Raw genomic sequence first — 20,750 nt, 5'->3', positions numbered from 1 at the left:
CGTCAGCCCGCCTGCCGCGGGTCGAACTCGATGGTCTCAGCGAAGGCGTCGAACTGCTCGTCCGTGACGTCTTTGCCGGCGTACTCCACGGCGGAGACCAGACCACTGCGGCGGTCCGCGGCCACCCACCATCGACCCCGGATCTCGGTGCTGCCCTCCAGGTAACGGAATCGCACCTCATAGGCCTCTTCCGCGCCGTCCAGCTCGACCGGCTCACGCCCCGTGACCTCGAAGCTGTCGCCGTAGATATCGGTGAACTGCCCGGCGGCGATCAGCTCGTTGGCGGCGGCATCGGCGTGCGGGGGCGCCGTGGATTCCGGCATCACCCGGAGGAACGCCGTGGGGTCCTCGGCGTCGTCCATGAATCCCGCGGCCCAGTCGCCGGGTTCGATCTCACCGGTCACCTCGATCGGCGTCCAGCCCTCGGGCACCAGCAGCGTGATCGCGCCGAAGCTCTGCTCACCGCTCTCGTCACCGGTGGAACCTGCGCCGTTCTCGTCCTGCTGCACCGTTTCCTCCGCTCCGGACTCCGGTGCCACCTGCGGGTCCTCCCCGCAACCGGCCAGCAGGAGCCCGATCGCCGCGATCGCCGCCAGGGCGTGCATTCGCTTCATGGTCATGATCCTAGAGCCTCGTTTCAGCAGTCGGTGGGGACGAACTCGCGGGAGCCGCCCGAGCCGTCCGGCGGCTCCAGGTGCTCGGCCTGGTCGAGCGACTCGTCGAGCCACTCCGAGCTCTCCTCGTAGATGATCCAGTTGCTGCCGTCGCTGCCGAACTCGCCCTCGTACTCGCTGCGGGAGACGATGCCCTGTTCGTAGAGCAGGTTCTCGAAGTTCCGCTGCGGGTCGTGCGGGTGCTCGGAGGGATTCATCGCGGTCTCGGAGTTCGGGAACTGCTGCATCGGATCCTGCATCCATTCCTCCACGATCCGCCGGTCCTCATCGGAGGTGATGTCCAGCTCGGTGCGGGTCACGGTCTGGTTCTTCTGGTTCGCGTCGTCGCCCACTCCGGCGTCGAAGTTGTGCGTCGTCTCGAAGATCAGCTTGGTGACATTGCCGTCGGCGTCGGTCTCGACGGTGTAGTTGCCCCGGTACCCGCCGTTCACCCCGGCGTTCTCTCCGCCGCCGCTGATGTCCGCCTCGCCGGAGACCTCGAAGCCGACGGTGTACTGGGTGCGGTCGTCGGAGGGATCGTCCATGTTCTCGCCACGGTCGGTCGTGATGCGCACCGAGCCGCCGACCTCGATGCCCGCGCTTCCCGACGGCATCCAGTCGCCCGGCAGCTGCACGCCGCCCTCGCCCTCCTCGTCACCGCCGATGGTGGGTGGTTTCACCTTCGCGCTGCCCTCGGCGGACAACTCCAGGTCCACCTGGTGATGACTCACCCGCGGCCGGGGCACATCGTCGGGCAGATCGCGGAACAGCTGGCTGCCGGGCACGTAGTTCCAGTTGGAGCCGAAGTACTCCTCGGCTTTCTCCTTGAACTCCAGGTAGTCGGCCTCGTTGTCGAAGTACCAGGTGTCGCCGTTGCCGTACCGCAGGTCCACGCCGATGGTGCCGCCGGCCTCGTAGTCGCCCTCGCCGACTTTCTTCCCGGCCTCCGCGCCGGCGTGGTAGTCGTCCGTCACCGTGACGGCGTAGCTCTCGTCCCCGTCCGGGCCGACGATCTGCTCGGTGATCAGGGTGACGCCGCTGCCGCCGTTGCCGGGGCCGATGATGATGGAGGAGTCGCGGGAGACGGTGTTCCTGCCGATGGTGCACTCGGGGACGAAGTCCTCGTCGGTCATCGCGACGTCGTCGCCCTCGGCGCAGGAGCTGCCGCCGGGCATATGCGAGAGGATCGAGCAGATCACGCCCTGGATGCCAGTAGTGACCCGCGGCATCCAGGGCACCGCGACCAGGCCCGCGATGATGACCGAGACGACGACCGCAAGGCCGACGTACTCCAGGCTTCCGGCGCCGCGCTCGCCGCTGCCGCCGCGCGCACTGCGCAGCAGCGACCGCACGCCGGTCCGGTGCGTCGCTGCCGGGGGAACAGCGGCCGGGCGGGCAGCTGCCGGAGGCGTCGCCGGGGATATGCCGGCCGGGGACCCCTGGGGGGTGGGGAGCGCCCGCGACCGGACGGCCTCGGGTCTCACAGGCGGCTCGTGGGGGATGCGCCGCGGGGAGTCTTCGGGGAGTGCCATGCGCCTAAGCGTAGGGTCGTCATGTACCTGCGTTCATAGGCTCCGGGACCCAGTTCTGGGCCCATTCGCCTCCGTTCCCAGGCGGCGCAGCAGCCGCTGGCGGGGGCTGCGGCCGGGTCTCCGCCGGGAGGCGCGGGCGCCGATGAGGGTGCCGGCCGCGGTGGCCGCGAGCGCCAGCGCCAGATCCGCCCCGAAGGGCACGATCACGGCGCCGCGCTGGGCGGTCAGCAGCGCCCCGCTGTCCGCGCCGAGCAGCGCCAGCGGGCCGAACACCAGGAGGTGACCGGCACATGCCGCCAGCAGCGTGGTCCGCAGGCACAGACCGGCGCTGGCCGCGCGCTGCCAGAGCGGCCTGGCGTTGGCCACGCCGATGACGGCGCGTCCGGCCAGCCCCAGCACCGCGATGAGCGCCGCGGCCGGCTGCTGGCCGAGGATCCAGGCCAGCGGCGGCCCGAAGATCACGGCGAGGGTCAGGAGCACCGTCCCCCAGGCCAGATGCAGCAGGAGCCCGGCGCGGAACGCCGGCCAGTAGGCGAGCCAGTGCGGTCTCATGCGCCCTCCTGCCCTGCGGCGTCCAGATCACAGCTGAGCAGCGGCTCCGGCTGGCTCTCGGCGATGGACAGATCGGCGGTGCGGGCATCGGCCATCCTGGTGTCCGGCGCGTCCTCCGGTCCCAGGCGGATGACCAGCCCCTCGGCGGCCCGGCGCAGCACGTCCTCGTCTCCGGCCATACCCGGGACCGCGTGCGCCGCCTCGATGAAGACGGCGTCGGTGCGGATGCGGTCCGCCAGCCGCCCGTACAGCTCGCCGCGGTCGAGCCAGTCCATGTCCTCCTCGGCGCTGAGCACCGGACCGGCGGTGGAGGCCACGCTGCCCAGGGAGAACGCCTCCCGGTACACCGTCGCGTTCGCCTGTCGGCGCAGATCCAGCGAATAGCTGCGCACCAGCACCTGCCCCTCGGCGAGGCCCGAGGGGCCGCGCCGGTCAGCCGGCAGGAACCGCCCGTCCCCGGGGGTGGCGGCGCGCAGCGTATCCACGGACCAGCCTTCGGCCGCCGGGCCGCTGAGCGTCAGCTTGACCGGCTCGCGGTTCTCGTCGAGCTCGACGGTGTAGCCGATGAAGTCCCACAGCCCGAGTCGTTCGGCGAGGTTCTTCAGCTGCTGGGACGCGGCGTCGAAGGGGATCAGCACGGTCAGCTCGGAGACCTCGCCGTCGGGGCTCTGCCGGTAGGCGCCGATGCTGCCGCCGAGGGGGTCGTCGGCCAGGGCGATAGCGGCGGCGCGGGGCACCACCGTGCTCTCGTGTTCCAGCCCGATCCGGCGCAGCAGCGTCAGGTAGCCGTCCCGGATCCCCTGGCCGGAGGGCCCCGCGGCGGCGTCGGCGACGCTGCCCAGCTCCGCGGAATGGTCGAGCACCCAGTGCTGCGCGTCCTGGTAGCGGAGGAACCCGTAGACGTCGGCGGGGGCACCGGCCCGGCTGACCAGGACCTCGGCTGAGCCGTCGCCGAACTGGATCAGGCGTGCTCCGGGCGCGGCCTGCTGCTGGGCGAAGGCGAAAGTCTCCTGCGCCGCGACCCGGTCCCGGCCGTAGTACTGGCACACCGGCGGCGATTCGGGGAATGTGCCGCAGTCCCCCGCCCCGCTGCACACCGCGACGGTCATCCGGTGTCCCAGCTCGCGGCCGGTGGCCAGGACCAGGGCGGCGGCCACCATCAGGAGGACGAGCACGGCGCCGGTGCCGCGACCCATCACGCTGCCGGGCCTCATGGCGTCTCGAATCCGAGGACGGTGCCGGGGCGGACGCCGAGCGCGGTCAGCTCGCCCGGCAGGGTCTCCCAGACCGCCGCCGCGCCCTTACGGGGCAGGTGCATGGTCCAGGGGCGCAGCGGCGCGACGTCCAGCACGGTGCCGTCCCGCCCGATGTAGGCGACCTCCAGGGCGCGGCGCATGCCCAGGCCGTGCACCGAGGTGCAGGGGTGCAGCAGGAGCTGGTCGCCGCCCAGGAGCAGGCCGCGGAGCCGGCGTAGCGCGGTGCCGGCGAAGGGCACGTCCACCGTGCGATCCGTGCCCGCGCCGACGCGGATGCGGATGACGGGCATGCCCCCCGGGAAGCCGCTCAGTTCTGCCATGGTCGTCAGTCCTCCATGATCCGTTCGGTCAGCTCTTCCGGGAGCGTGAACTGCGCGGTCCCGGCGATGCGGATCACCGGCGGGCCCTCGGTCCGCTCGGGCAGCCGGAACCGGGCGAACATCGGGCTCGGTTGCGTGCTCAGCGCGGTCCCGGTGCCGGCCACCTCGGTGCACAGGCAGCCCGCGGCGCCGATGGCGAGGGGACGGTGCTGCTGCCCGCCTGCGGTGAGCGCGAGGTTCGCAGCTCCGGGCACGGCGGGGCTGGGCGCGGCGTACAGGTTCGGCCCGAAAGACCCGCCCCGCTGGTCCTGACCGGAGAACGCCTCCGGGTCCGTCTCGTCCTCTCCGGTCAGGGCGAACGCCAACCGCACGGTGACGATATCGCCCTCGCGCTCGGCGTCCTGAACATCCAGCCGCAGCGACCGGGGACCGTCCTCAGCGTCGTCGCTCTCGTCGTCATCGTCATGGTCGTCATGACCGCGCTCACCGCCGCTCTCGTCAGCGCTCTCCGCCGCATCCTCACCCGCCTCGTCGCCCGGCGCGGCGCCTGGCTCTCCCGGGACCGGGAGGAGCACGGAGAGCGCGGCGCCCTCAGCGGTCTCGGTCTCCTCCGCCTCCGGGAGTTCCGGGGGCGCCGGTGCGCCGGCATCGGGCAGCTCCGCGGCGTCCGCGCCGTCTGCCGGGACGTAGCGGAGCGTCATCCGCTCGTTGAGGTCGCGGTGTTCTTCCACCGGCGCGCCGCCGAGGTCGGCGTGCGGCACGAGGGGCGCCTGGGCGCCGTGCCCCTCGGCCTCCAGGGGCAGATCCGAGTCGAGGCGCGATTCGAGTTCCCGGGCGAGGGCGCGGGCCCGGCGCTCCGAGAGGTCCAGCGCGCGGTCCTGGTCGTTCCGCTGCGCGGTGTGGCCTTCGACGACGGCGGTGGTACCGCCGGCCGCCTGCGCGTCGAGGATGCCGGCCAGCCCGCCGAGGAGGTCGTCGTCGGCGTCCAGTTCATACGAGTCCTGGCCGAAGAGCGCTCCCGCCGGGATGTGTACCTCCCGCACCCGGCCGTGCCCGGTGACGATGAGGCCGCCGGGATGGTCGGTGCGGGATCTCAGCGGCTCGGTGCGGGCGTAACGGGCACCGGAGCCGTAGACCGGTGAGGGCTGGCGCGCGGCGGCACTGAGCATCCGGAAACCCGCGAGCCCGTCGTCCGGCAGCATGAAGGGCTCGTCCGTGCTGATGGGCACATCTGAGAGCGGCTCGTGCCACTCCCCGGCGAACACATCGACCCGGCCGCCCTCCGGTGCCGGGAAATCCACGAAGATCAGCTCGGTGCGTTCCGGCTTCCCCGAGCGGGATGCGTCCTCGCCCAGGGCGTAGGAGCAGATGCAGGCGCCGCGGGTGGTCTCCGCCGCGGCGGCATCACGCACCTGCGGCGGGGCCTCGTGGTCGAAGGAGCCGGACTCCCCCTGGAGCGGCTCGAGCACCTGCGCGGTCCTCGTGTCCACCAGCCGGACCCAGGGCACCCCGCCGGCGCGGGCGCTCTGCGCCGTCAGCGTCTGCGCCCCCAGCGCCGGCTCGGCCACCGGCGGCAGCCAGGCGAGCACGAGCCGGGCGAACTCGCCGTCGGAGTCCAGGGACAGCACCTCCAGCCGGGCCGAGGCGCTCTCACCGCCGGCGGCCTCGCTCGGCAGGGAGAACTCAGCGGCAGCGAGCGGCTCGGGAAGCGTGCTGGCGCGCCAGAAGCCTTGCGTCTCCTGCATCCGCGGATCGGCCGGGGGCGCGGTCAGCGGCACCGGCTCCCGTGTTCCCTCCGCCTGGTTCTCCTCATCGGCGGCACCGCAGGCGGAGAGCAGGAACGCCGTCGCCAGCAGCGCTGCGAGGGCACCGCGGAAGCGGAGGATGCTCATCGTCCGCCCCGGCTGGGGCACGGCTGACGCGGCACGCCGTTCACCGGCCGCCGGTGAGCTGCTGCACCACGCTTTCGGGAAGCTCGAACTGCCCGGCGGCGGGCACGCGCAGGACCAGCGGCCCCTCCACTGCCTCGGGCAGCTGGAAGCGGGCGAACATCGGCGAGCCCTCGGCGAACAGATCGCGCCCCGTGCCGGCGACCTCGGTGCACAGGCAGCCTTCGGCGCCCGCGTTGACGGGGTAGTACATGGTCTCCCCGGACACGTCCACGATGCTGATGTTGTTCATCCCCGGTGCGGAGGTGAATCCGAAGGGGTTCCGGCCGAAGTGGGCGCTGTCCTGCTCCAGCGGGTTGCCCTGGAACACCTCGGTGGCCGTCCCGCCGTCAGGATCGGCGAAGGCGACCCGGAGGGTTCCGTGCTCACCGTCGGACGAGGCGTCCAGGACATCGAACCTGACCTCGGTGCCCGAGGAGTCTCCCTCGGGTGCGGCTAGCAGGAACGACGCCTGGGCACCCTCGGCGGTCTCGGTCTCCTCGGCCTCTGGAAGCTCCTCGAGCCCCTCGAAGCCGAGGTCGATCTGGTTGCCGGAGTCTTCCACGGCCGTGTAGCGGAAGCCGACGCGGCGGTTCCGCTGCTGATTCTCCGGGATCGCCTCACCGGCGGCATCGGTGTTCGGCACGAGCGGACGGGACATGCCGTGCCCCTCGGTCTCCACTGTGATGCCGTCGTCCAGCTGACCGGAGATCTCCTCGGCCACCGACTGCGCACGGCGCTCGGAGAGGTCCTGGTTGTAGTCCTCCGCGCCCTGGTTGTCCGTGTGCCCCTCGATCACCACGGTCTGCCCGGCGGCCTCGGCGTTGAGCTTCTGCGCCACCTCGCCGACGATCCGCTGCGCATCCGAGTCCAGTTCGTCCGAATCGAACTCGAACAGCACGTCCGAGGGCAGGCTGACCTCCTGCGTCTCACCGCTGCGGGCAGTGCTCACGCCGGTCAGGCTCTCGGAGCGGCCCGTCAGCGCAGTGGTGCGGGCGTACCGGGCACCACCGCCGTAGACCTCACCGGGACGGTCGCTGGACACATCCACCATGGTGAAGCCCGAGAGCCCGTCATCGGGGAACTCGAACGGCTGGCTCTGGCTGACCGGCACGTCCGGAAGCGGCTCATGCCATTCCCCGGCGAAGACCTCCACTGCCGCGCTCTGCGGGGCGGGGAAGTCGAGGAAGATCAGCTCGGTCCGATCCGGCTGCCCTGCCGCGGCCTCGTCGCTACCGGCGGAGTAGGAGCAGATGCAGCCGGCGCGATTGACCGCGTCACTGTCCCCGGCCTCCTGCACCTGAGGCGCCGCCGAGGCGTCGAAGTTCCCGCCGTGCTCGGACCGGAGCGGTTCGATCAGCTCGCCGTTCTCGGTGTCGACGAGCCGCACGAACGGTACGCCGCTGGCGATGGCCTCATGGGCGGCGAGCCGCTCGGAACCCAGGAAGGCGCCATCGGCCGGCGGCAGCCAGGCGAGCACCATCCGCGCGAACTCGCCGTCGCTGTCCAGGGAGAGCACCTGCAGCTGCGCGCTGGCGACCTCGCCGTCCAGCTGCGCCGAGGGGAGGGTGAAGACCGCTTCGGCCAGCGGTTCCGGCAGGGTGTTGGCGCGCCAGAAACCGTCTTCCTCGACGATCGCCGGCTCCGCCTGGGCGCTGGTCTCCTGCGGCTGCCCGTCAGCGTCCGCGCCCTCGTTCCCGTTGGCGTCCACTCCCGTGCATCCGGCCAGGGCGAGTACGCCGGCCAGTACCATCGCCGGCAGGGCGCCATGCCGGCTCAGGAACCGTCGCCGGAGGGGCCGCATCCGCGGGTTGGCGGGGGCGACGGCGTCGTGCGGTTCTTTCGGGGACTGGGCATTCTGGGGAGGGGGAAATGCTGCCATAGTGGGTCAGCGTAGCGCACCACGGTAACGATCGGTTTCCGATCCGGCAACACGAAGGTAACGGCCGAGTATTCTCATTCGTCACCTTGACGTGGTTATCATTGGTCGACGAGACGGTCATCGGCACCGGACGCGCCCGTACCCAGGGTCTCCCCCGCGCCCGGCCACGGCGCCGTCTTGAGAGCACCCCTTGTCCCCTCAAGTACCCCACCCAGGACGCATCCGATGGCGACACGCGCAGAATCGGCCATTGCGGTCGTGAGAACCGTCCCCACCACGCTGGAGGACGCCCTCACGGTCGTGCACGGCCTGCCCGACGACGCCTGGGCCGTGCTGATCAGCCCGCGCCGGGAACACGCTGAGCACCGCAGGCTGGTCTACCAGGCCCGGGCCGCCCGCGAAGAGACGCTGGTCGCCTTCCACGTCACGGATCTGAGCCCCTTGGGCGCGGCGATCCTGACGGAGATGGCCCAGCCCCTGCTGACCACGCTCCCTCCGCACCGGCTGCTGCCGGCCCTGGCGGCGCTGGAGTCGCAGATGCGGTGCTTCACCGTCACCGACACGGTCGTGTCCATGAACGAACCGCGCACGCCACTGCTCACCCACGCGCGCAGCTGGATTCCCGGCGGCACCTACCTGGCCGAGCTCGGTGGCGGCGTGCACGCCTACTCCCCGAAGAAGCCCGGCAAGGCCCTGGACCGGATCGCGCTGGCCTCCCCCGGCGCCGTTGCCGCGCTCGCGCCCTCCTCCGACGAGGGCCCGGCGGGATCCCGCATCGGCGCCGCCACCGAGGCCCTGATCGGGCATCTGCGCCCCGCCCAGGTCCTCGCCCGGCCCAATCCGGATCCCGGCTGGTGGGGTTCGCCCCGCTGCGCCCAGCTGGTGCTCGCGCCGGCCGATCTGAGCGTCGCGCTGAAGCACCCCGGCGATGAGACGCCCGTTCCCGCTGATATCCCCGTGGCCGTGCTGTGCACGCCGCCGGCTCCGCCCCAGGAGGCAAGTACGTGAATCCCAAGCAGCTGCGCGGCGTGGTCACGCTGATCATCGCCGCGGTCGGCGCCATCGCGGTGTTCCTCGGCGTCGTGGCCTACGTCGGCTCCGTCCGCGCCGAGGTGGGCCCCACCACGGAGGTCTACGTGGCCACCGAGGACATCGCCGTGCACGAGGCGATCGACTTCGACAAGGTCGAGGCCGCAGAGATCCCGGACAAGTACCTGAACGCCCAGATGATCACCAACCGGGACGATCTGGCCGGTCAGAAAGCCTCCACCCACATCACGGCGGGCTCGTGGCTGCAGTCCGACATGATCGAGGCGGCCTCCTCCCTCGCCGACGGCGAGCGGGAGATCTCGGTCAACTTCGAAGGCGATATGGGCATCAACGGCCGGGTCCAGCCTGGCGACATCGTCGACGTCGTCGCCTCCTTCGCCCGGGACCGCGGCGGCCCGGAGGTCGGTGACACCTCCTACCGCCGGGCCGAGATCCCCTACAACGTGGCCGGCATCCTGGTCGAGAACGCCCTCGTCGTCTCGGTCGGCCAGCCGGTTCCCGCCGGTGCGGCCGCCGGCGCCGCCACCGAGGGCGGAGGCGAGGACTCGATGGTCGTGCCGGTGACCTTCGCGGTCTCGGTGGCCGACGCCAACCGGCTGGCCTACGGCGAATCCTTCGCCATCTCCATGCGCATCATCCGGTCGGGCAACAACGAGACCGGCACCGCGTTCGACGAGAACGACAAGTCCTTCCAGGACCCGGACCTGGGCCCCAACTTCAACAGCCCGCCGGAGGAGACCGTACCCGGCGACAGCGGCGAGGACAGTGACGAGTCCGGCGGCGAGACCGACGAGAACGAGGACGGATGACCATGACCAAGGCTGTGCTCTGCTGCGCCGAGGAACAGCGCGGCTGGGAGATCCGCCAGGCGCTCTCCGACGCGGGAGTGGAAGTGACACGGCAGTACGCCTCCACGCAGGCGCTGCTGGCCGGCCTGGCCCAGTACGGCGAGGCGGACACGGACGTCCTGGTCATCGACCAGTCCAGCTCGCCGATGCCGATGTGGGACCTCTCGGCGGAGGTCTCCGGGCGCTACCCCGCCATCGCGGTCCTCGCCGTCGTCGACAACCCCACCCGGGGCGACTACGCGACCGCCCTGGACAGCGGCGCCCGCGGCGTGATCGAGTATCCGCTCAACTTCGAGAACGTCGCCTCGCGGGTCCAGAGCGCGACCACCTGGGGCAGTTCCCTGCGGCGGGCCGTGCGGCGCACCCTCGACGAGGAGACCTCCGACGCCGGGGGCAAGATGGTCGTCCTCGCCTCCGCCAAGGGCGGTGCGGGATCGTCCACCCTGGCGCTGCACCTGGCGCTGGAATCGGCGCGGACCACCGGGCGCCGCGTCGTGCTGGTGGATCTGGACCTGCAGAAACCGGACCAGTCGATCCTCCTGGACGCACCCCGCAAACGCGATATCACCGATCTGCTCCCGGTCGTCGACGAGCTCTCGCCGCGGTTCCTCTCCGACGTGCTGTTCGAGCATCCCGGCGGCTTCTCCGTGCTGTTCGGACCGCAGGAGGGCGAGCGGGGCGAACTCGTCACGGAGGCCGCCGCGAAGAAGATCCTCGGCATGCTGCGCTCCCGCTTCGACACCGTCATCGTCGACATCGGCTCCGTGATGGGCGAGGCGAACGCCACCGCGGCGGAAATGGCGGACGAGGTCTGCGTGGTCACCCAGGCCAATGTCCTGGCCCTGCGCGGGGTACGGCGCCTCACCGCCCTGTGGGAGCGCATCGGCGCCCGGCGGTCCGAGCATGTGCAGGTCATCCTCAACGCCGTCGACAAGCGCTCGGACATCCAGCCCGAAGCGGCCAAGAAGATCGTGGGCCTCTCCGCCGCCCGGGCGGTCATCCCTCGGATGGACCGGCCCCTGGAGCAGGCGGTCAACCGACGCGATCCCCTCGCCGCGGGACCGGAATGGTCCCAGCGCGTTCAGCAGCTCGGCCGCGAGCTGGACATCGTGCCCCCGGAGTCGCTCGCCGATGGCCCCCGCAAGCGCCGCAGCACGCGGACCAAGCCCGCACGCGGCAGCAAGAAGAGCAAGAAGGACAAAGCCGCCGCGGCCGGCCCGGCGCCGGAGGAGACCCCGGCGCTCAGCGGCGCGGGAACACCTGGCGGTGAACGCGGTCAGTCGAGCATCGAGTTCGTCGGGCTGGTGACGCTGTTCCTGGCGCTGGCCGTCATCGCCTTCCAGCTTCTGCTCACTGGCGCCACCTGGGTGTTCGCCTCGCATTCGGCGGCGGAGGGCGCCCGGGCCGCCGCCGTGGGCAAATCCGCCGAGGCGGCGGCCCGGGACCGGACGCCCGGCGCCTGGCGGGACGGCATGTCCGTCCAGCACAGCGGCGACCGCGTGAGCGTCACCCTCGACACGCCCATGCTGGTGAAGTTCACCGAGGACTTCACCATCAAGATCCCCGCCAGCGCAGGAGTCGTGAGGGAACCATGAGCGCATTTCGCAGGACCACGCGCGAGCGCGGATCCATCAGCATCGAGTTCGTCGGCACCATCGGGATCGTCCTGGTGATGCTGCTCATCGCGCTCCAGGGTCTGCTGGCCATGCACGCGCTGAGCCAGGCGAACTCCGCCGCTCGGAACGCCGCCCGGGCCGAGACCCTCTCCACCGGCAGCGGGCAGGCCGAGGGACTGGCCGCGCTGTCCTCCTCGCTGCGCGCGGGCTCCAGCGTCCGCTGCACGAACAGGAGCAGCGACGTCACCTGCGAGGCCCGCGTCCAGGTGCCCATGTTCGCGATCGGCTGGCTCACCGAGCTGATGCCGCCGATGTCCGTCTCCCGCTCCGCGACGATGCCGCAGACCGAGGTCCGCTGATGCCGCTGCTCCGCAGAGTCGAAAGCCACCGCCTGACCCAGGGCGCTCCCGCCCCCGAGGCGCCGTCCGGGAACGGGCGCGCGCCACGGCCGGCCACCACCGCGAACCAGCCGGTCAGCGCCGCCGAACGCGCCGCCGCGGACTACCGCAAGCTGCTGCTGGACGAGATCGACCTCGACGAGCTCTCCAAGCTCGACCCGACCCAGCAGCGGGTCCGGCTCGAACGGGTGATGAGCCACCTCATCTCCCGCCAGGGCCCCGTGCTCTCCACCCGGGAACGGCAGAACATCATCCGCCGGGTCGTCGACGAAGCCCTCGGCCTGGGCATCCTGGAGCCCCTGCTCGCCGACCAGTCCGTCACCGAGATCATGGTCAACGGACCGGACGACATCTTCGTCGAGCGCGCCGGCAAGCTGGAGAAGCTCGAGTACGGGTTCTCCAGCAACGATCAGCTGATGCAGACGATCGACCGGATCGTCGCCGGGGTCAACCGCCGCGTCGACGAGTCCTCCCCCATGGTCGACGCCCGGCTGCCCACCGGAGAGCGCGTCAACGTCATCGTCCCGCCGCTCGCCCTGGACGGCGCCGCGCTGACCATCCGCCGCTTCCCCACGCCGTTCACCATGCAGGATCTGGTCGGCAAGGGCAGCTTCGACGCGGCCACCGCCGAACTCCTGGTCGCCTGCGTCCGCGCGCGCCTGAACATCGTCGTCTCCGGCGGTACCGGCACCGGTAAGACGACCCTGCTCAACGCTCTCTCCGGGCAGATCCCCGACCGGGACCGCATCGTCACCATCGAGGACTCAGCGGAGCTGCAGCTCCAGCAGCCGCATGTGATCCGGCTGGAGTCCCGTCCGCCGAACATCGAGGGCAAAGGCCAGGTCACGATCCGCGACCTGGTGCGCAACAGCCTCCGCATGCGCCCGGACCGGATCATCGTCGGCGAGGTCCGCGGCGGGGAGACCCTGGACATGCTCCAGGCCATGAACACCGGTCATGACGGCTCCCTCGTGACGGTGCACGCGAACAGCACCGAGGACGCCGTCTCCCGCCTGGAGACCCTGGCGAGCATGAGCGAGCTGAAAGTGCCGTACGAGGCGCTGCGCGACCAGATCAACAGCGCCGTGGACCTGATCGTCCAGCTCACCCGCGGCGCCGATGGTTCACGCCGGGTGACGGAGATCGCGACGGTGACCTCGAAGCGGCGCGAAGAGTTCACCCTGCGTCCGCTGATGCGCTTCGAGCAGGAACCGCCGGGACCGGACCGCGTCGTACGCGGCAGGGTCCGGCAGTACGAGGTCCCGGCGGTTCTGGCCGACCGGCTGTGGCTGGCAGGTCACCCCCTGCCGCGGCACATCCCCGTGGAGGCCGGCGCTTCCTGCCGGCAGCCGGGAGTGGCCTGATGAGCCCGGAGCTGCTCCTCCTGCTGCTGGCCGGCGTGCTGGTCGTCGCGGTGGTCGGGTTCCTGCTCTTCACCGCCGGCTCCGCCGAGCAGGCCGCGATCGTGCGCTCCGAGTCCGGTGGCCTGCGCGGCAGCTTCCGGGGCGCCGTCATCCGGCCGGTGGACCGTGCCTTCCAGCGCCTTCCGCTCGGCCGTTGGCTGGCCACGTCGCTCACCGAGGCGAATCTGCGCTCCGTCTACGCGGTGGAATACGCCCTGGCGGGCCTGCTCGTCGTCGTCCTGGTCTTCCTGATCGCCCTGACGCAGATCACCTGGTTCTACGCCGCGGCGCTCGCCTTCGGCGTGGCCTGGGGCATGCTGATCGTGCTGCGCAAGCTCAGGGAGCGGCAGCACCGGCTCTTCCTGGCCCAGCTGCCGGAACTGGCCCGCATCCTGGCCAATGCGACGAACGCCGGCCTGTCCATCCGGACCGCGCTGAAGATCGCGGCCACTGAACTGTCAGATCCAGCGGGCCGGGAACTGGCCCTGCTGAACCACGAGCTCAATATCGGCACGCCCATCGACGTCGCCCTGGAGCGGCTGGAACAGCGGGTCCCCGGACGGGACCTCAGCGTCCTGGTGGGCACGCTCGTGATCTCCCAGCGCTCGGGTGGCTCGCTCATCTCCGCGCTGCGCGGCATGGCGGGCGCCCTGGAGGACCGCAAGGAGAGCGCCCGCGAGGTGAAGACCCTCATGACGCAGTCCAGCTACACCGGCTATCTGGTGGTCGGCTTCGGGGTCGGTATCGTGTTGATGCTCAACGCGATCTCCCCGGGACTCCTCTACGACCTGACCAGCACCGTGTTGGGGCAGATCGGTCTGGTCTTCACCGCGGTGTGCTATCTGATCGGGCTGGTGCTCATCGGGCGGATGACGCGGGTGAAGATCTGATGGCGGCACTGCTCTTCGGCCTGGTCGCAGCGTTGATCCTGCTCTTCGCGATCCGCGGCTTCGTCCTGGTCCGTTCCGATCCCCTGGGGCATCTGGCGCAGGAGGACCGTGCGCTGATCAAGGACTCGGCACAGCGCCGCCGCCGGGAAAGCCTGCTGACCAGGTTCGGACGCCGCTTCGGGCCCGAGGTTGCCGGTCTGGCCGGCCCCGGCTACCGGGACCTCATCGCGCGCCAGGTCCTGTACGCCCAGGATCCGCAGTTCCCCACCATCGGCGACTTCTTCGCCATGAAAGCCCGGCTGCTGCTCATCTGCGGTCTGGGCGCCATCGGTCTGGGGCTGATGCTGCAGTCACCGTATCTGCCTCTCCTGCTGCTCGCCATCGGGTTCTTCGTCCCCGATCTGGCGCTCATCTCAGGTGGCCGCAAACGACAGGCGGCCATCGAGGACGCCCTTCCGGACTTCCTCGACATCCTCGCCGTCACCGTCTCCGCGGGCCTTTCGTTCCGTGGTGCGCTGCAAAGGGTCACCGAACGGACCGAGGGACCGCTGGCCGAGGAGATGCGCACCGCGATGCGGCAGATGGACGTCGGCACTTCCCGCTACGAGGCGTTCCGGGCGCTCCGGGAACGCACGCAGTCCCCGTCGATGGATGCCTTCATCACCTCCATGCTGCAGGCGGAGGAGCTCGGGTCGCCGCTGGTCGACGCGCTGGAGCAGATCGCCCTGGACATGCGCCGGGCACGGGCCCAGAAGGCACGCCAGGAAGCGTCGAAGGCCTCCCCCAAGATCGCCGGCGTGGTCACCATCGTGATGGTGCCCGGCACCATGGTGCTCATCATCGTGAGCATGTACTTCGTCGCCGGACTGGACTTCGGCGAGCTGTTCGGGAGCGCGCCATGAGGCGGCTCGCGCCGCCCAAGGCGGGCTACGTCCTGGTGCAGTGCGGGAAGATCGCGCTGATCCTCCGGCTGCTCTGTGCCTACCCGGTGGTGCTCAGCTGGCCCCGCCACCCGGGCGTTCTGGAGCTCATCCTGCTGGGCGCCACCATGCTCGGCTCTCTGGTCCTCCTGCTGGGATGGCATCGGCTGGCCCCGCTCATCACCCGGCATCCGGCGATCATGGGCGTGGACATCATCGTCGCGCTGCTGATCTTCGCCAGCACCTCCGCGCACGGAGCCTATCTGGCCTACCTGGGCTCGACCGCGCTGCTGATCGGGCTGTTCTTCGACGCGGTGGGCCGGGTGCTGCTGACAGCGCTGCTGGGCGCCGGCTACGCCGCCGTCCAGGTGTACCGGGCGGTGATGGAGACGCTGCCGGGTCCCGCCGGGGCCACGGCGGTGCTCGGCGCGCTCATGCTCTTCGCCGCGCTCGCCTATGTCGGCGGCTCCATGCGTGCATTGCAGGACAGGGTGAACGCCTCGATGGAAGCCGTGCGGAACGCCGCCGGCGATGCCGCCCTGGGCGAGGAACGCTCACGGATCGCCCGGGAGCTTCACGATTCCCTGGTGAAGACGCTGGTCGGGATCGACCTGCAGGCGAAGGCGCTCGCGATGGCCGGCGGGCCCGCGGAGGGCGCAAGGAGCATCAGCGAATCTGCGCAGCAGGCCATCCGCGAGTCCAGGACGCTCCTGACCGATCTGCGCAGCGCCTCCAATCCGCCGCTGGAGCGCGCGCTGGAGAACATCGCCGCCGAGCTTCAGGCCTTCCACCCGGTCCGGGTCCGCCTGGAGACCGCCGGTTGCTGCCGGCTGCCGGCGGATGTGCGCTACACCGCGGTGAAGGTCGCCGAGGAAGCGCTGGTGAACGCCGCCAAGCATTCCGGCGCCGAGGAGATCAGGTGCACGGCCCGCTGTGAAGGCGGCTGGCTGCGTCTGGAGATCGCCGATGACGGCGCCGGATTCCGGCTGCGGCGCCGCCGCAAGCCGGGGCACTACGGGCTGGCCGGCATGCGGGAGCGCGCCGAGGAGATCGGCGGCACCCTGACCCTTGATTCCGAGGAGGGCTCGGGTACCCGGGTACTCCTCTCAGTCCCCATCGCCTCCGAGGAGGAAACGCATGACGCCCCTGCGCGTGCTGATCGCCGATGACAATAGCGTCGTCCGTCTCGGCCTGGAGCAGATCCTGACGAACACGCCCGATGTGGAACTCGTCGGCGCCGCCGAGAACGGCCGCCAGGCCGTGGACATGGCCGCCGAGCTGTCCCCGGATGTCTGCCTGCTGGACGTGCGCATGCCGGAGATGAACGGCATCGAGGCGGCCCGCCTCATCTCTCCGGGCTGTGCCGTCGTGATGCTCACCCACAGCGAGGAGGCCGAGATCGTGACCGCCGCCGTCCAGGCGGGGGCCAGGGGCTATGTGGTCTACAGCGAGCTGGAAGTGGAATACCTCTCCCAGGCGCTGCGCTCGGTGATGGCCGGCTCCATGCTCATGTCGCCCAGCGCCTCATCCGCCGTGCTCAGCGGGCTTGCGGCCGCAGCTCCTGCATCTCCGCCGGCCGTGCAGCTCGCCGCGTCCGGCGGTCAAGCCCCCGGCGGAACAGGGGCACAGCACAGTGCGCGGCTACCGGGTGGCGCGCCGGTCCCCGAGGGCGCCGGTGCACCCGGAGTGGCGCTCGCCGGTGAACCCCACCAGGTCACCGCCGTCACCGAACTGCCCCCGCGTGGTTCTTCCCCCTTCGGCCTGAGTACCCGCGAGGCCGAGGTCATGGGGCTCATCGCCGACGGCCTGGCCAATGGTGAGATCGCCGAACGTCTGTTCCTGAGCGAGAAAACGGTGAAGAACCACGTCAACCGCATCTTCGCCAAGATGGCGGTGACGTCCCGAGCGGAGGCCGTCAGCGTCTGGTTCCGGAGCCGGACATAGGCCTGCGGGCCCACTCCCGCGATTGGGCCTGGTGATGGGCCCAGGTGCCCTCGTCCGGCCTGGCCGGCGCTGGCATCGTGGTGATCGCAAGCTCCCCTTCGAAACGTAAAGGAAGTAGAACAATGGTCCAGCTGCTCAAGATGAAGAACCGCATCGACGAGAACGTCCAGGCCGTCTCCACCGCGCTGCAGGAGCGTCGCGAGGCCGGTCAGGGCACCATCGAGTACGTCGGCATCGCCGTGGTCATCACCGTCATCATCGCCGGTCTGGTCACCTGGTTCAGCACCAGCGGTAACAACGCGATCAGCACCGGCATCCAGGGCGTCATCGACAGCATCTTCGGCAAGACCGCAGGCTGATCGAGTCCCTCACGCACATCATCCCCACCCCTTGAGATCCCCGTGATGCGATCCCCGCTCAAGCGAGACGACGGTCAGATGTCCCTGGCCGTCGTCTCGCTTGCTCTCGTGGTCCTGATGGTCGGCGTCGGCCTGATGATCTTCGGCCAGGCAAGCGATTCCCGCGGCAAAGCCCAGAAGGCCGCCGACGCCGCCGCCCTCGCCGCCGCCACAGAGATGAGATACAGCTGGATCGGGTGGTGGCTGCGAACCCAGCCGCCTCCGAAATCCCCGGTCGACTGGGGCCCGGCGCGTGGCCCGTCGTCTTCCACGCCGAGCATGAACGCGGGACGCGGAGCCGCGAACGAATACGCCGCGCAGAACGACAACTCCAGCGTGACGAGCTACCGGCAATTCCCGTCCGGGACATCGGTGCACCGGGTCACCGTGGACACCCTGGCAGAGAAAACTGACGTTTCCGGCACCGCGGACCGGCTGGTCGGTACCCCTCAGGCCGAAGCAACCGCGACAGCCGAAGTCCGCGCAAAGGCGGGGATCATCTGCCGGAAGCAGAACGTTATATGGCCTCCCAAAAGCCCTACCGTGATCAGCTGGGAAGTCATCTGCAGCGCGCCGGGTGTGGGCTCGGCCACCGTCGGGTACATCGGTCCGGTCCCGATGTCCGCTTCGTACGATCCCGACGACTTCGCCAAGTTCTTTGACATCCGGCTGGTCGACTGAACCGACTGAATCAGCGTGATTCACGACAGTGCGGTCAGTCCATCCACCGGCCCAGCGGCGGGAAACGGCGTCATAGCGCTCACCCGCCGCTCGGGAGCTGGGATAGCGTCCCGCGCACAGGGCTCGCAGGCTGAGCCAGCAGAATCCCCCGCATCGGAATTTCACCGGGCGGACCAGCGCGATCCGCACTGGCGCCCACAAGACACGACCTTCTTCGCCGGGCACCGAGATCATGCGCCGCATTACGACCGTCGACGGTCGTGTCCTGGCATGACACTCCCGCATTGTGCCTCGCGCTTTGTACTCGCGCGGGGCTTCAGCGCTGGGGTTTCAAGGGCGCAGTCCGCCGCCGAGTGCGATGACGGCCGCCGCCACGCACACAAGGATGAGCAGCGCCCAGCCGGCCGTCGCCATGCGTGCCGAACGGTCCGGTTTCCCGCCCTCCGGCGCGTGTTCCGGCGCTCCTACGTCTCCATCTCCGGCCCGCATGACGTCATGGCGGGAGTTCCGTCCCTTCGCCTTGCGCCGCCTCTCACGCTTCGGCGCCTCAGCCTCGCGCCGGTCCCGCCGCCGCTGGGGCATCGCGGCGTCCGGGGCGGCCTCCGGACCTGCGCCGCGTGCCGATGCACCTGTCGCCTCTGAACCTGCGTCCGTCGCGCGTTCCGGGCCGGCATCCGGCGCCGTTGCACCTGTCACCTCTGAACTTGCGTCCGCGGCGTATTCCGGCACGAACGCCGAGGTCCCCGTCACCCAGGACAGGCCCGGGCCGCCAGGCGGCTCTGCCGGAGGAGTCTGCGCGTGAGAGTCCCGGCCGCTCGATGGATCCGGCGACGATGATGTCCACGGCAGGGTCGTCTCGGCACCAGACTGCCCGGACGGGGTACCAGGCGGGCCGGAGGGAAGGGGCGGCGGCGCAGCGGGGTCAGTCCGCGGGCCCGCGGGCACATCCGCCAGCGCCCAAGGACCCGGGGCGGCGGACGCGGCCTCTGCTCCGTGCCGTTCCTGCTGCCCGCCCTGCGCGGGCGAGGAGCCTGTCTGAACTGCCTTCGCCGGGGCCGACCGTGGCGGCTCAGGTGGCGCCGTCGGCACGCCCGTCATCGCGGGAGGGGCCGGGGCCGATGTGCGGCTCGGTGTGCGTGATACAGACGGTCCCTGCCCTGGGCGTGGAGGCAGGGATTCCTCCTGGGCGGGCTGACGGCTCGGGTCCGCGATGCCGGGACCGGTAGGACCGGCGGATCCAGCAGGACCAGAATGACCGGCAAGACCATCAGGGCTGGCAGGCCGAACCGGATCGCCGGGGTCGCCCGGATTGCCCACGGACGGACCCGAGCCGTCACCCGGCACGGCAGGCTCAGGGGCATCGGCGCCTGTTCCGGGCGGTCGCACCCGCTTGAGCCACTGGCGTTCGGCGGCCTCGCGTTCCTTGCGTTCCCGCTCGCGCTTGGCGCCGCCCAGCAGCGGTCGTCGTCCCATGCGTCCAGGATAACGGCCACCAGGGCATGGAAGACGCCCGTGACAGAGCGGGAACACGGGTGTTCCGGCCCTCGTCACGGGCGCCGCCCGCAGGCATCGGCGGCCTACCTGGGCTGCCCGCCGGCCTCACCGGCGAGGAGCGCTCCTCAGGCCGGGTTGATGATCCGGCCCCAGGTGCTCTTATTGCCCCAGATGTTCTGCCGCAGCCCCTCCAGCTGCAGCACCTGCGAGTGGTCGACGAAGAGGTTCACCTCGTTGCCATAGTTCTTCACGTACCACTCGAACACCAGGGGGTCGGCCGCCTCGAACATCACGTTCTCCAGGCCCACGCCGTTGATGATGGACGCCGCGGCCCCGGTGTTCCACTCCACGACGTTCTCCGTGATGCCCTCGGATTCGATCATGATGATCTCGGCACCGGCGTCGAGCGCCTTCTGCGCCCGGTCGATCAGATCGCCGATGTCCTTCTTCCCCTCCGCCGCGAGTTCCGCTTCCGTGGAGTCACCGCCGGAGCCGATCTGGATGCCGAGTTCGGGCTTGGCCTTCAGGCCCGCCTTGGTGACCTTCTCCACCAGCCGCAGCAGGCCGGAGGTGGGGAGCATGATGAAACCGGTGGAGATCTCGATCACGTCGAAGCCGGCCTCCTTGGCCTCCTTCAGGTACGCGTCGACGGCATCGGGCCCGTAGCGCAGGACCGTCTCGATCCAGCCGCCCGAGGAGACATAGGCGTCGTGCTCGTGGGCGATGTCGCTGAACGCGCGGACCTGCTCGCGCGGCAGCAGCGCGAACGAGCCGCCAGCCCATTTGATGCCGTCCACCCACTGGCCGGCGACGTCGAAGACGTCCTGCAGATGCCGGGTGCCGAACGTGGAGTAGTACGGTGCGCGGATCTCAGTCAGGCCGATCGACCGCGGTTTGGCCGGGCGGTGCGCCCGGGGGACGAAGTCGAAGCTGACATCGTGCTGGGTGGTGTCGGTGGACATGTGATCCTCCTTGATTGTTCTTT

At 70.5% G+C, this 20,750-nt stretch carries 19 protein-coding genes; 11 read left to right on the top strand and 8 right to left on the bottom strand.

The window, feature by feature from the left end; all coding sequences use genetic code 11:
- Positions 1-2: 2 nt before the first annotated feature.
- From IEW13_RS07705 to IEW13_RS17760, 7 genes are read right to left on the bottom strand one after another with little or no spacing between them, the layout of a single operon-like run.
- A complete protein-coding gene (locus IEW13_RS07705) occupies positions 3-614 on the bottom strand; it encodes a hypothetical protein (protein WP_188550360.1) in 612 nt (203 codons plus the stop codon).
- A gap of 23 nt (positions 615-637) precedes the next feature.
- Positions 638-2,185 (bottom strand): hypothetical protein, encoded by a 1,548-nt coding sequence (locus IEW13_RS07700; RefSeq protein ID WP_188550359.1) that lies wholly within the window; start codon positions 2,183-2,185, stop codon positions 638-640.
- A 33-nt stretch (positions 2,186-2,218) separates the two neighbouring features.
- Positions 2,219-2,737 carry a hypothetical protein gene (locus IEW13_RS07695; protein WP_188550358.1) on the bottom strand — a complete coding sequence of 173 codons (519 nt, stop codon included), beginning with the start codon at positions 2,735-2,737 and terminating at the stop codon, positions 2,219-2,221.
- A complete protein-coding gene (locus tag IEW13_RS07690) occupies positions 2,734-3,951 on the bottom strand; it encodes a hypothetical protein (RefSeq protein ID WP_188550357.1) in 1,218 nt (405 codons plus the stop codon). Before IEW13_RS07690 ends, IEW13_RS07695 begins: the two co-directional genes overlap by 4 nt.
- Positions 3,948-4,313 (bottom strand): DUF192 domain-containing protein, encoded by a 366-nt coding sequence (locus IEW13_RS07685; RefSeq protein ID WP_188550356.1) that lies wholly within the window; start codon positions 4,311-4,313, stop codon positions 3,948-3,950. The genes IEW13_RS07690 and IEW13_RS07685 overlap by 4 nt, the downstream gene beginning before the upstream one ends.
- 5 nt (positions 4,314-4,318) lie before the next feature.
- Entirely contained in the window at positions 4,319-6,205 is a 1,887-nt protein-coding gene (locus tag IEW13_RS07680; protein WP_188550355.1) for an OmpA family protein, read from the bottom strand.
- A gap of 40 nt (positions 6,206-6,245) precedes the next feature.
- Positions 6,246-8,123: an OmpA family protein gene (locus tag IEW13_RS17760; protein WP_272905576.1), complete on the bottom strand. Its 1,878-nt coding sequence runs from the start codon at positions 8,121-8,123 to the stop codon at positions 6,246-6,248.
- A gap of 258 nt (positions 8,124-8,381) precedes the next feature.
- Between IEW13_RS17760 and IEW13_RS07670 the strand changes: the two genes are divergently transcribed.
- The 11 genes from IEW13_RS07670 (at position 8,382) to IEW13_RS07620 (ending at position 18,271) form a co-directional block, all read left to right on the top strand.
- The gene (locus IEW13_RS07670; RefSeq protein WP_188550354.1) at positions 8,382-9,131 is read left to right on the top strand and encodes a hypothetical protein; all 750 of its coding nucleotides are present in this window, start codon (positions 8,382-8,384) and stop codon (positions 9,129-9,131) included.
- Positions 9,128-9,982 carry a Flp pilus assembly protein CpaB gene (gene cpaB, locus IEW13_RS07665; protein WP_188550353.1) on the top strand — a complete coding sequence of 285 codons (855 nt, stop codon included), beginning with the start codon at positions 9,128-9,130 and terminating at the stop codon, positions 9,980-9,982. The genes IEW13_RS07670 and cpaB overlap by 4 nt, the downstream gene beginning before the upstream one ends.
- Before the next feature lie 2 nt (positions 9,983-9,984).
- Positions 9,985-11,616 (top strand): CpaE/TadZ family protein, encoded by a 1,632-nt coding sequence (locus IEW13_RS07660; RefSeq protein ID WP_188550352.1) that lies wholly within the window; start codon positions 9,985-9,987, stop codon positions 11,614-11,616.
- A complete protein-coding gene (locus IEW13_RS07655) occupies positions 11,613-11,996 on the top strand; it encodes a TadE/TadG family type IV pilus assembly protein (protein WP_188550351.1) in 384 nt (127 codons plus the stop codon). Before IEW13_RS07660 ends, IEW13_RS07655 begins: the two co-directional genes overlap by 4 nt.
- Positions 11,996-13,399 carry a TadA family conjugal transfer-associated ATPase gene (locus IEW13_RS07650; protein ID WP_188550350.1) on the top strand — a complete coding sequence of 468 codons (1,404 nt, stop codon included), beginning with the start codon at positions 11,996-11,998 and terminating at the stop codon, positions 13,397-13,399. Before IEW13_RS07655 ends, IEW13_RS07650 begins: the two co-directional genes overlap by 1 nt.
- Positions 13,399-14,328, top strand: a complete 930-nt coding sequence (locus tag IEW13_RS07645; RefSeq protein WP_229744995.1) for a type II secretion system F family protein — start codon at positions 13,399-13,401, stop codon at positions 14,326-14,328. The genes IEW13_RS07650 and IEW13_RS07645 overlap by 1 nt, the downstream gene beginning before the upstream one ends.
- On the top strand, positions 14,328-15,230 hold the full coding sequence (locus tag IEW13_RS07640; RefSeq protein ID WP_188550349.1) for a type II secretion system F family protein: 903 nt from the start codon (positions 14,328-14,330) through the stop codon (positions 15,228-15,230). Before IEW13_RS07645 ends, IEW13_RS07640 begins: the two co-directional genes overlap by 1 nt.
- The gene (locus IEW13_RS07635) at positions 15,227-16,417 is read left to right on the top strand and encodes a sensor histidine kinase (protein ID WP_188550348.1); all 1,191 of its coding nucleotides are present in this window, start codon (positions 15,227-15,229) and stop codon (positions 16,415-16,417) included. Before IEW13_RS07640 ends, IEW13_RS07635 begins: the two co-directional genes overlap by 4 nt.
- Positions 16,386-17,192, top strand: a complete 807-nt coding sequence (locus tag IEW13_RS07630; protein WP_188550347.1) for a response regulator — start codon at positions 16,386-16,388, stop codon at positions 17,190-17,192. Before IEW13_RS07635 ends, IEW13_RS07630 begins: the two co-directional genes overlap by 32 nt.
- Positions 17,193-17,314: 122 nt before the next feature.
- Entirely contained in the window at positions 17,315-17,551 is a 237-nt protein-coding gene (locus IEW13_RS07625; protein ID WP_188550346.1) for a hypothetical protein, read from the top strand.
- Positions 17,552-17,596: 45 nt separating this feature from the next.
- Positions 17,597-18,271, top strand: a complete 675-nt coding sequence (locus IEW13_RS07620; RefSeq protein WP_188550345.1) for a pilus assembly protein TadG-related protein — start codon at positions 17,597-17,599, stop codon at positions 18,269-18,271.
- A 1,619-nt stretch (positions 18,272-19,890) separates the two neighbouring features.
- Here the strand turns inward: IEW13_RS07620 and IEW13_RS07615 are convergent.
- Positions 19,891-20,727 (bottom strand): phosphosulfolactate synthase, encoded by an 837-nt coding sequence (locus tag IEW13_RS07615; RefSeq protein ID WP_188550344.1) that lies wholly within the window; start codon positions 20,725-20,727, stop codon positions 19,891-19,893.
- Positions 20,728-20,750: the final 23 nt, after the last annotated feature.

It is taken from the genome of Sediminivirga luteola (assembly GCF_014639315.1).
GTDB classification, from domain to species: domain Bacteria; phylum Actinomycetota; class Actinomycetes; order Actinomycetales; family Brevibacteriaceae; genus Sediminivirga; species Sediminivirga luteola.
Note: the sequence above shows the minus strand (reverse complement) of the source record. Positions and strands in the feature narration are given on the sequence as shown.

Coding starts and splice junctions, on each gene's coding strand:
- IEW13_RS07650 (WP_188550350.1), top strand. CDS start 11,996: ATGCCGCTGCTCCGCAGAGTCGAAAGCCACCGCCTGACCCAGGGCGCT.
- IEW13_RS07625 (WP_188550346.1), top strand. CDS start 17,315: ATGGTCCAGCTGCTCAAGATGAAGAACCGCATCGACGAGAACGTCCAG.
- IEW13_RS07690 (WP_188550357.1), bottom strand. CDS start 3,951: ATGAGGCCCGGCAGCGTGATGGGTCGCGGCACCGGCGCCGTGCTCGTC.
- IEW13_RS07615 (WP_188550344.1), bottom strand. CDS start 20,727: ATGTCCACCGACACCACCCAGCACGATGTCAGCTTCGACTTCGTCCCC.
- IEW13_RS07655 (WP_188550351.1), top strand. CDS start 11,613: ATGAGCGCATTTCGCAGGACCACGCGCGAGCGCGGATCCATCAGCATC.
- IEW13_RS07705 (WP_188550360.1), bottom strand. CDS start 614: ATGAAGCGAATGCACGCCCTGGCGGCGATCGCGGCGATCGGGCTCCTG.
- IEW13_RS07620 (WP_188550345.1), top strand. CDS start 17,597: ATGCGATCCCCGCTCAAGCGAGACGACGGTCAGATGTCCCTGGCCGTC.
- IEW13_RS07635 (WP_188550348.1), top strand. CDS start 15,227: ATGAGGCGGCTCGCGCCGCCCAAGGCGGGCTACGTCCTGGTGCAGTGC.
- IEW13_RS07685 (WP_188550356.1), bottom strand. CDS start 4,313: ATGGCAGAACTGAGCGGCTTCCCGGGGGGCATGCCCGTCATCCGCATC.
- IEW13_RS07640 (WP_188550349.1), top strand. CDS start 14,328: ATGGCGGCACTGCTCTTCGGCCTGGTCGCAGCGTTGATCCTGCTCTTC.
- IEW13_RS07660 (WP_188550352.1), top strand. CDS start 9,985: ATGACCAAGGCTGTGCTCTGCTGCGCCGAGGAACAGCGCGGCTGGGAG.
- IEW13_RS07630 (WP_188550347.1), top strand. CDS start 16,386: ATGACGCCCCTGCGCGTGCTGATCGCCGATGACAATAGCGTCGTCCGT.
- IEW13_RS07700 (WP_188550359.1), bottom strand. CDS start 2,185: ATGGCACTCCCCGAAGACTCCCCGCGGCGCATCCCCCACGAGCCGCCT.
- IEW13_RS07680 (WP_188550355.1), bottom strand. CDS start 6,205: ATGAGCATCCTCCGCTTCCGCGGTGCCCTCGCAGCGCTGCTGGCGACG.
- IEW13_RS07695 (WP_188550358.1), bottom strand. CDS start 2,737: ATGAGACCGCACTGGCTCGCCTACTGGCCGGCGTTCCGCGCCGGGCTC.
- IEW13_RS07645 (WP_229744995.1), top strand. CDS start 13,399: ATGAGCCCGGAGCTGCTCCTCCTGCTGCTGGCCGGCGTGCTGGTCGTC.
- IEW13_RS17760 (WP_272905576.1), bottom strand. CDS start 8,123: ATGGCAGCATTTCCCCCTCCCCAGAATGCCCAGTCCCCGAAAGAACCG.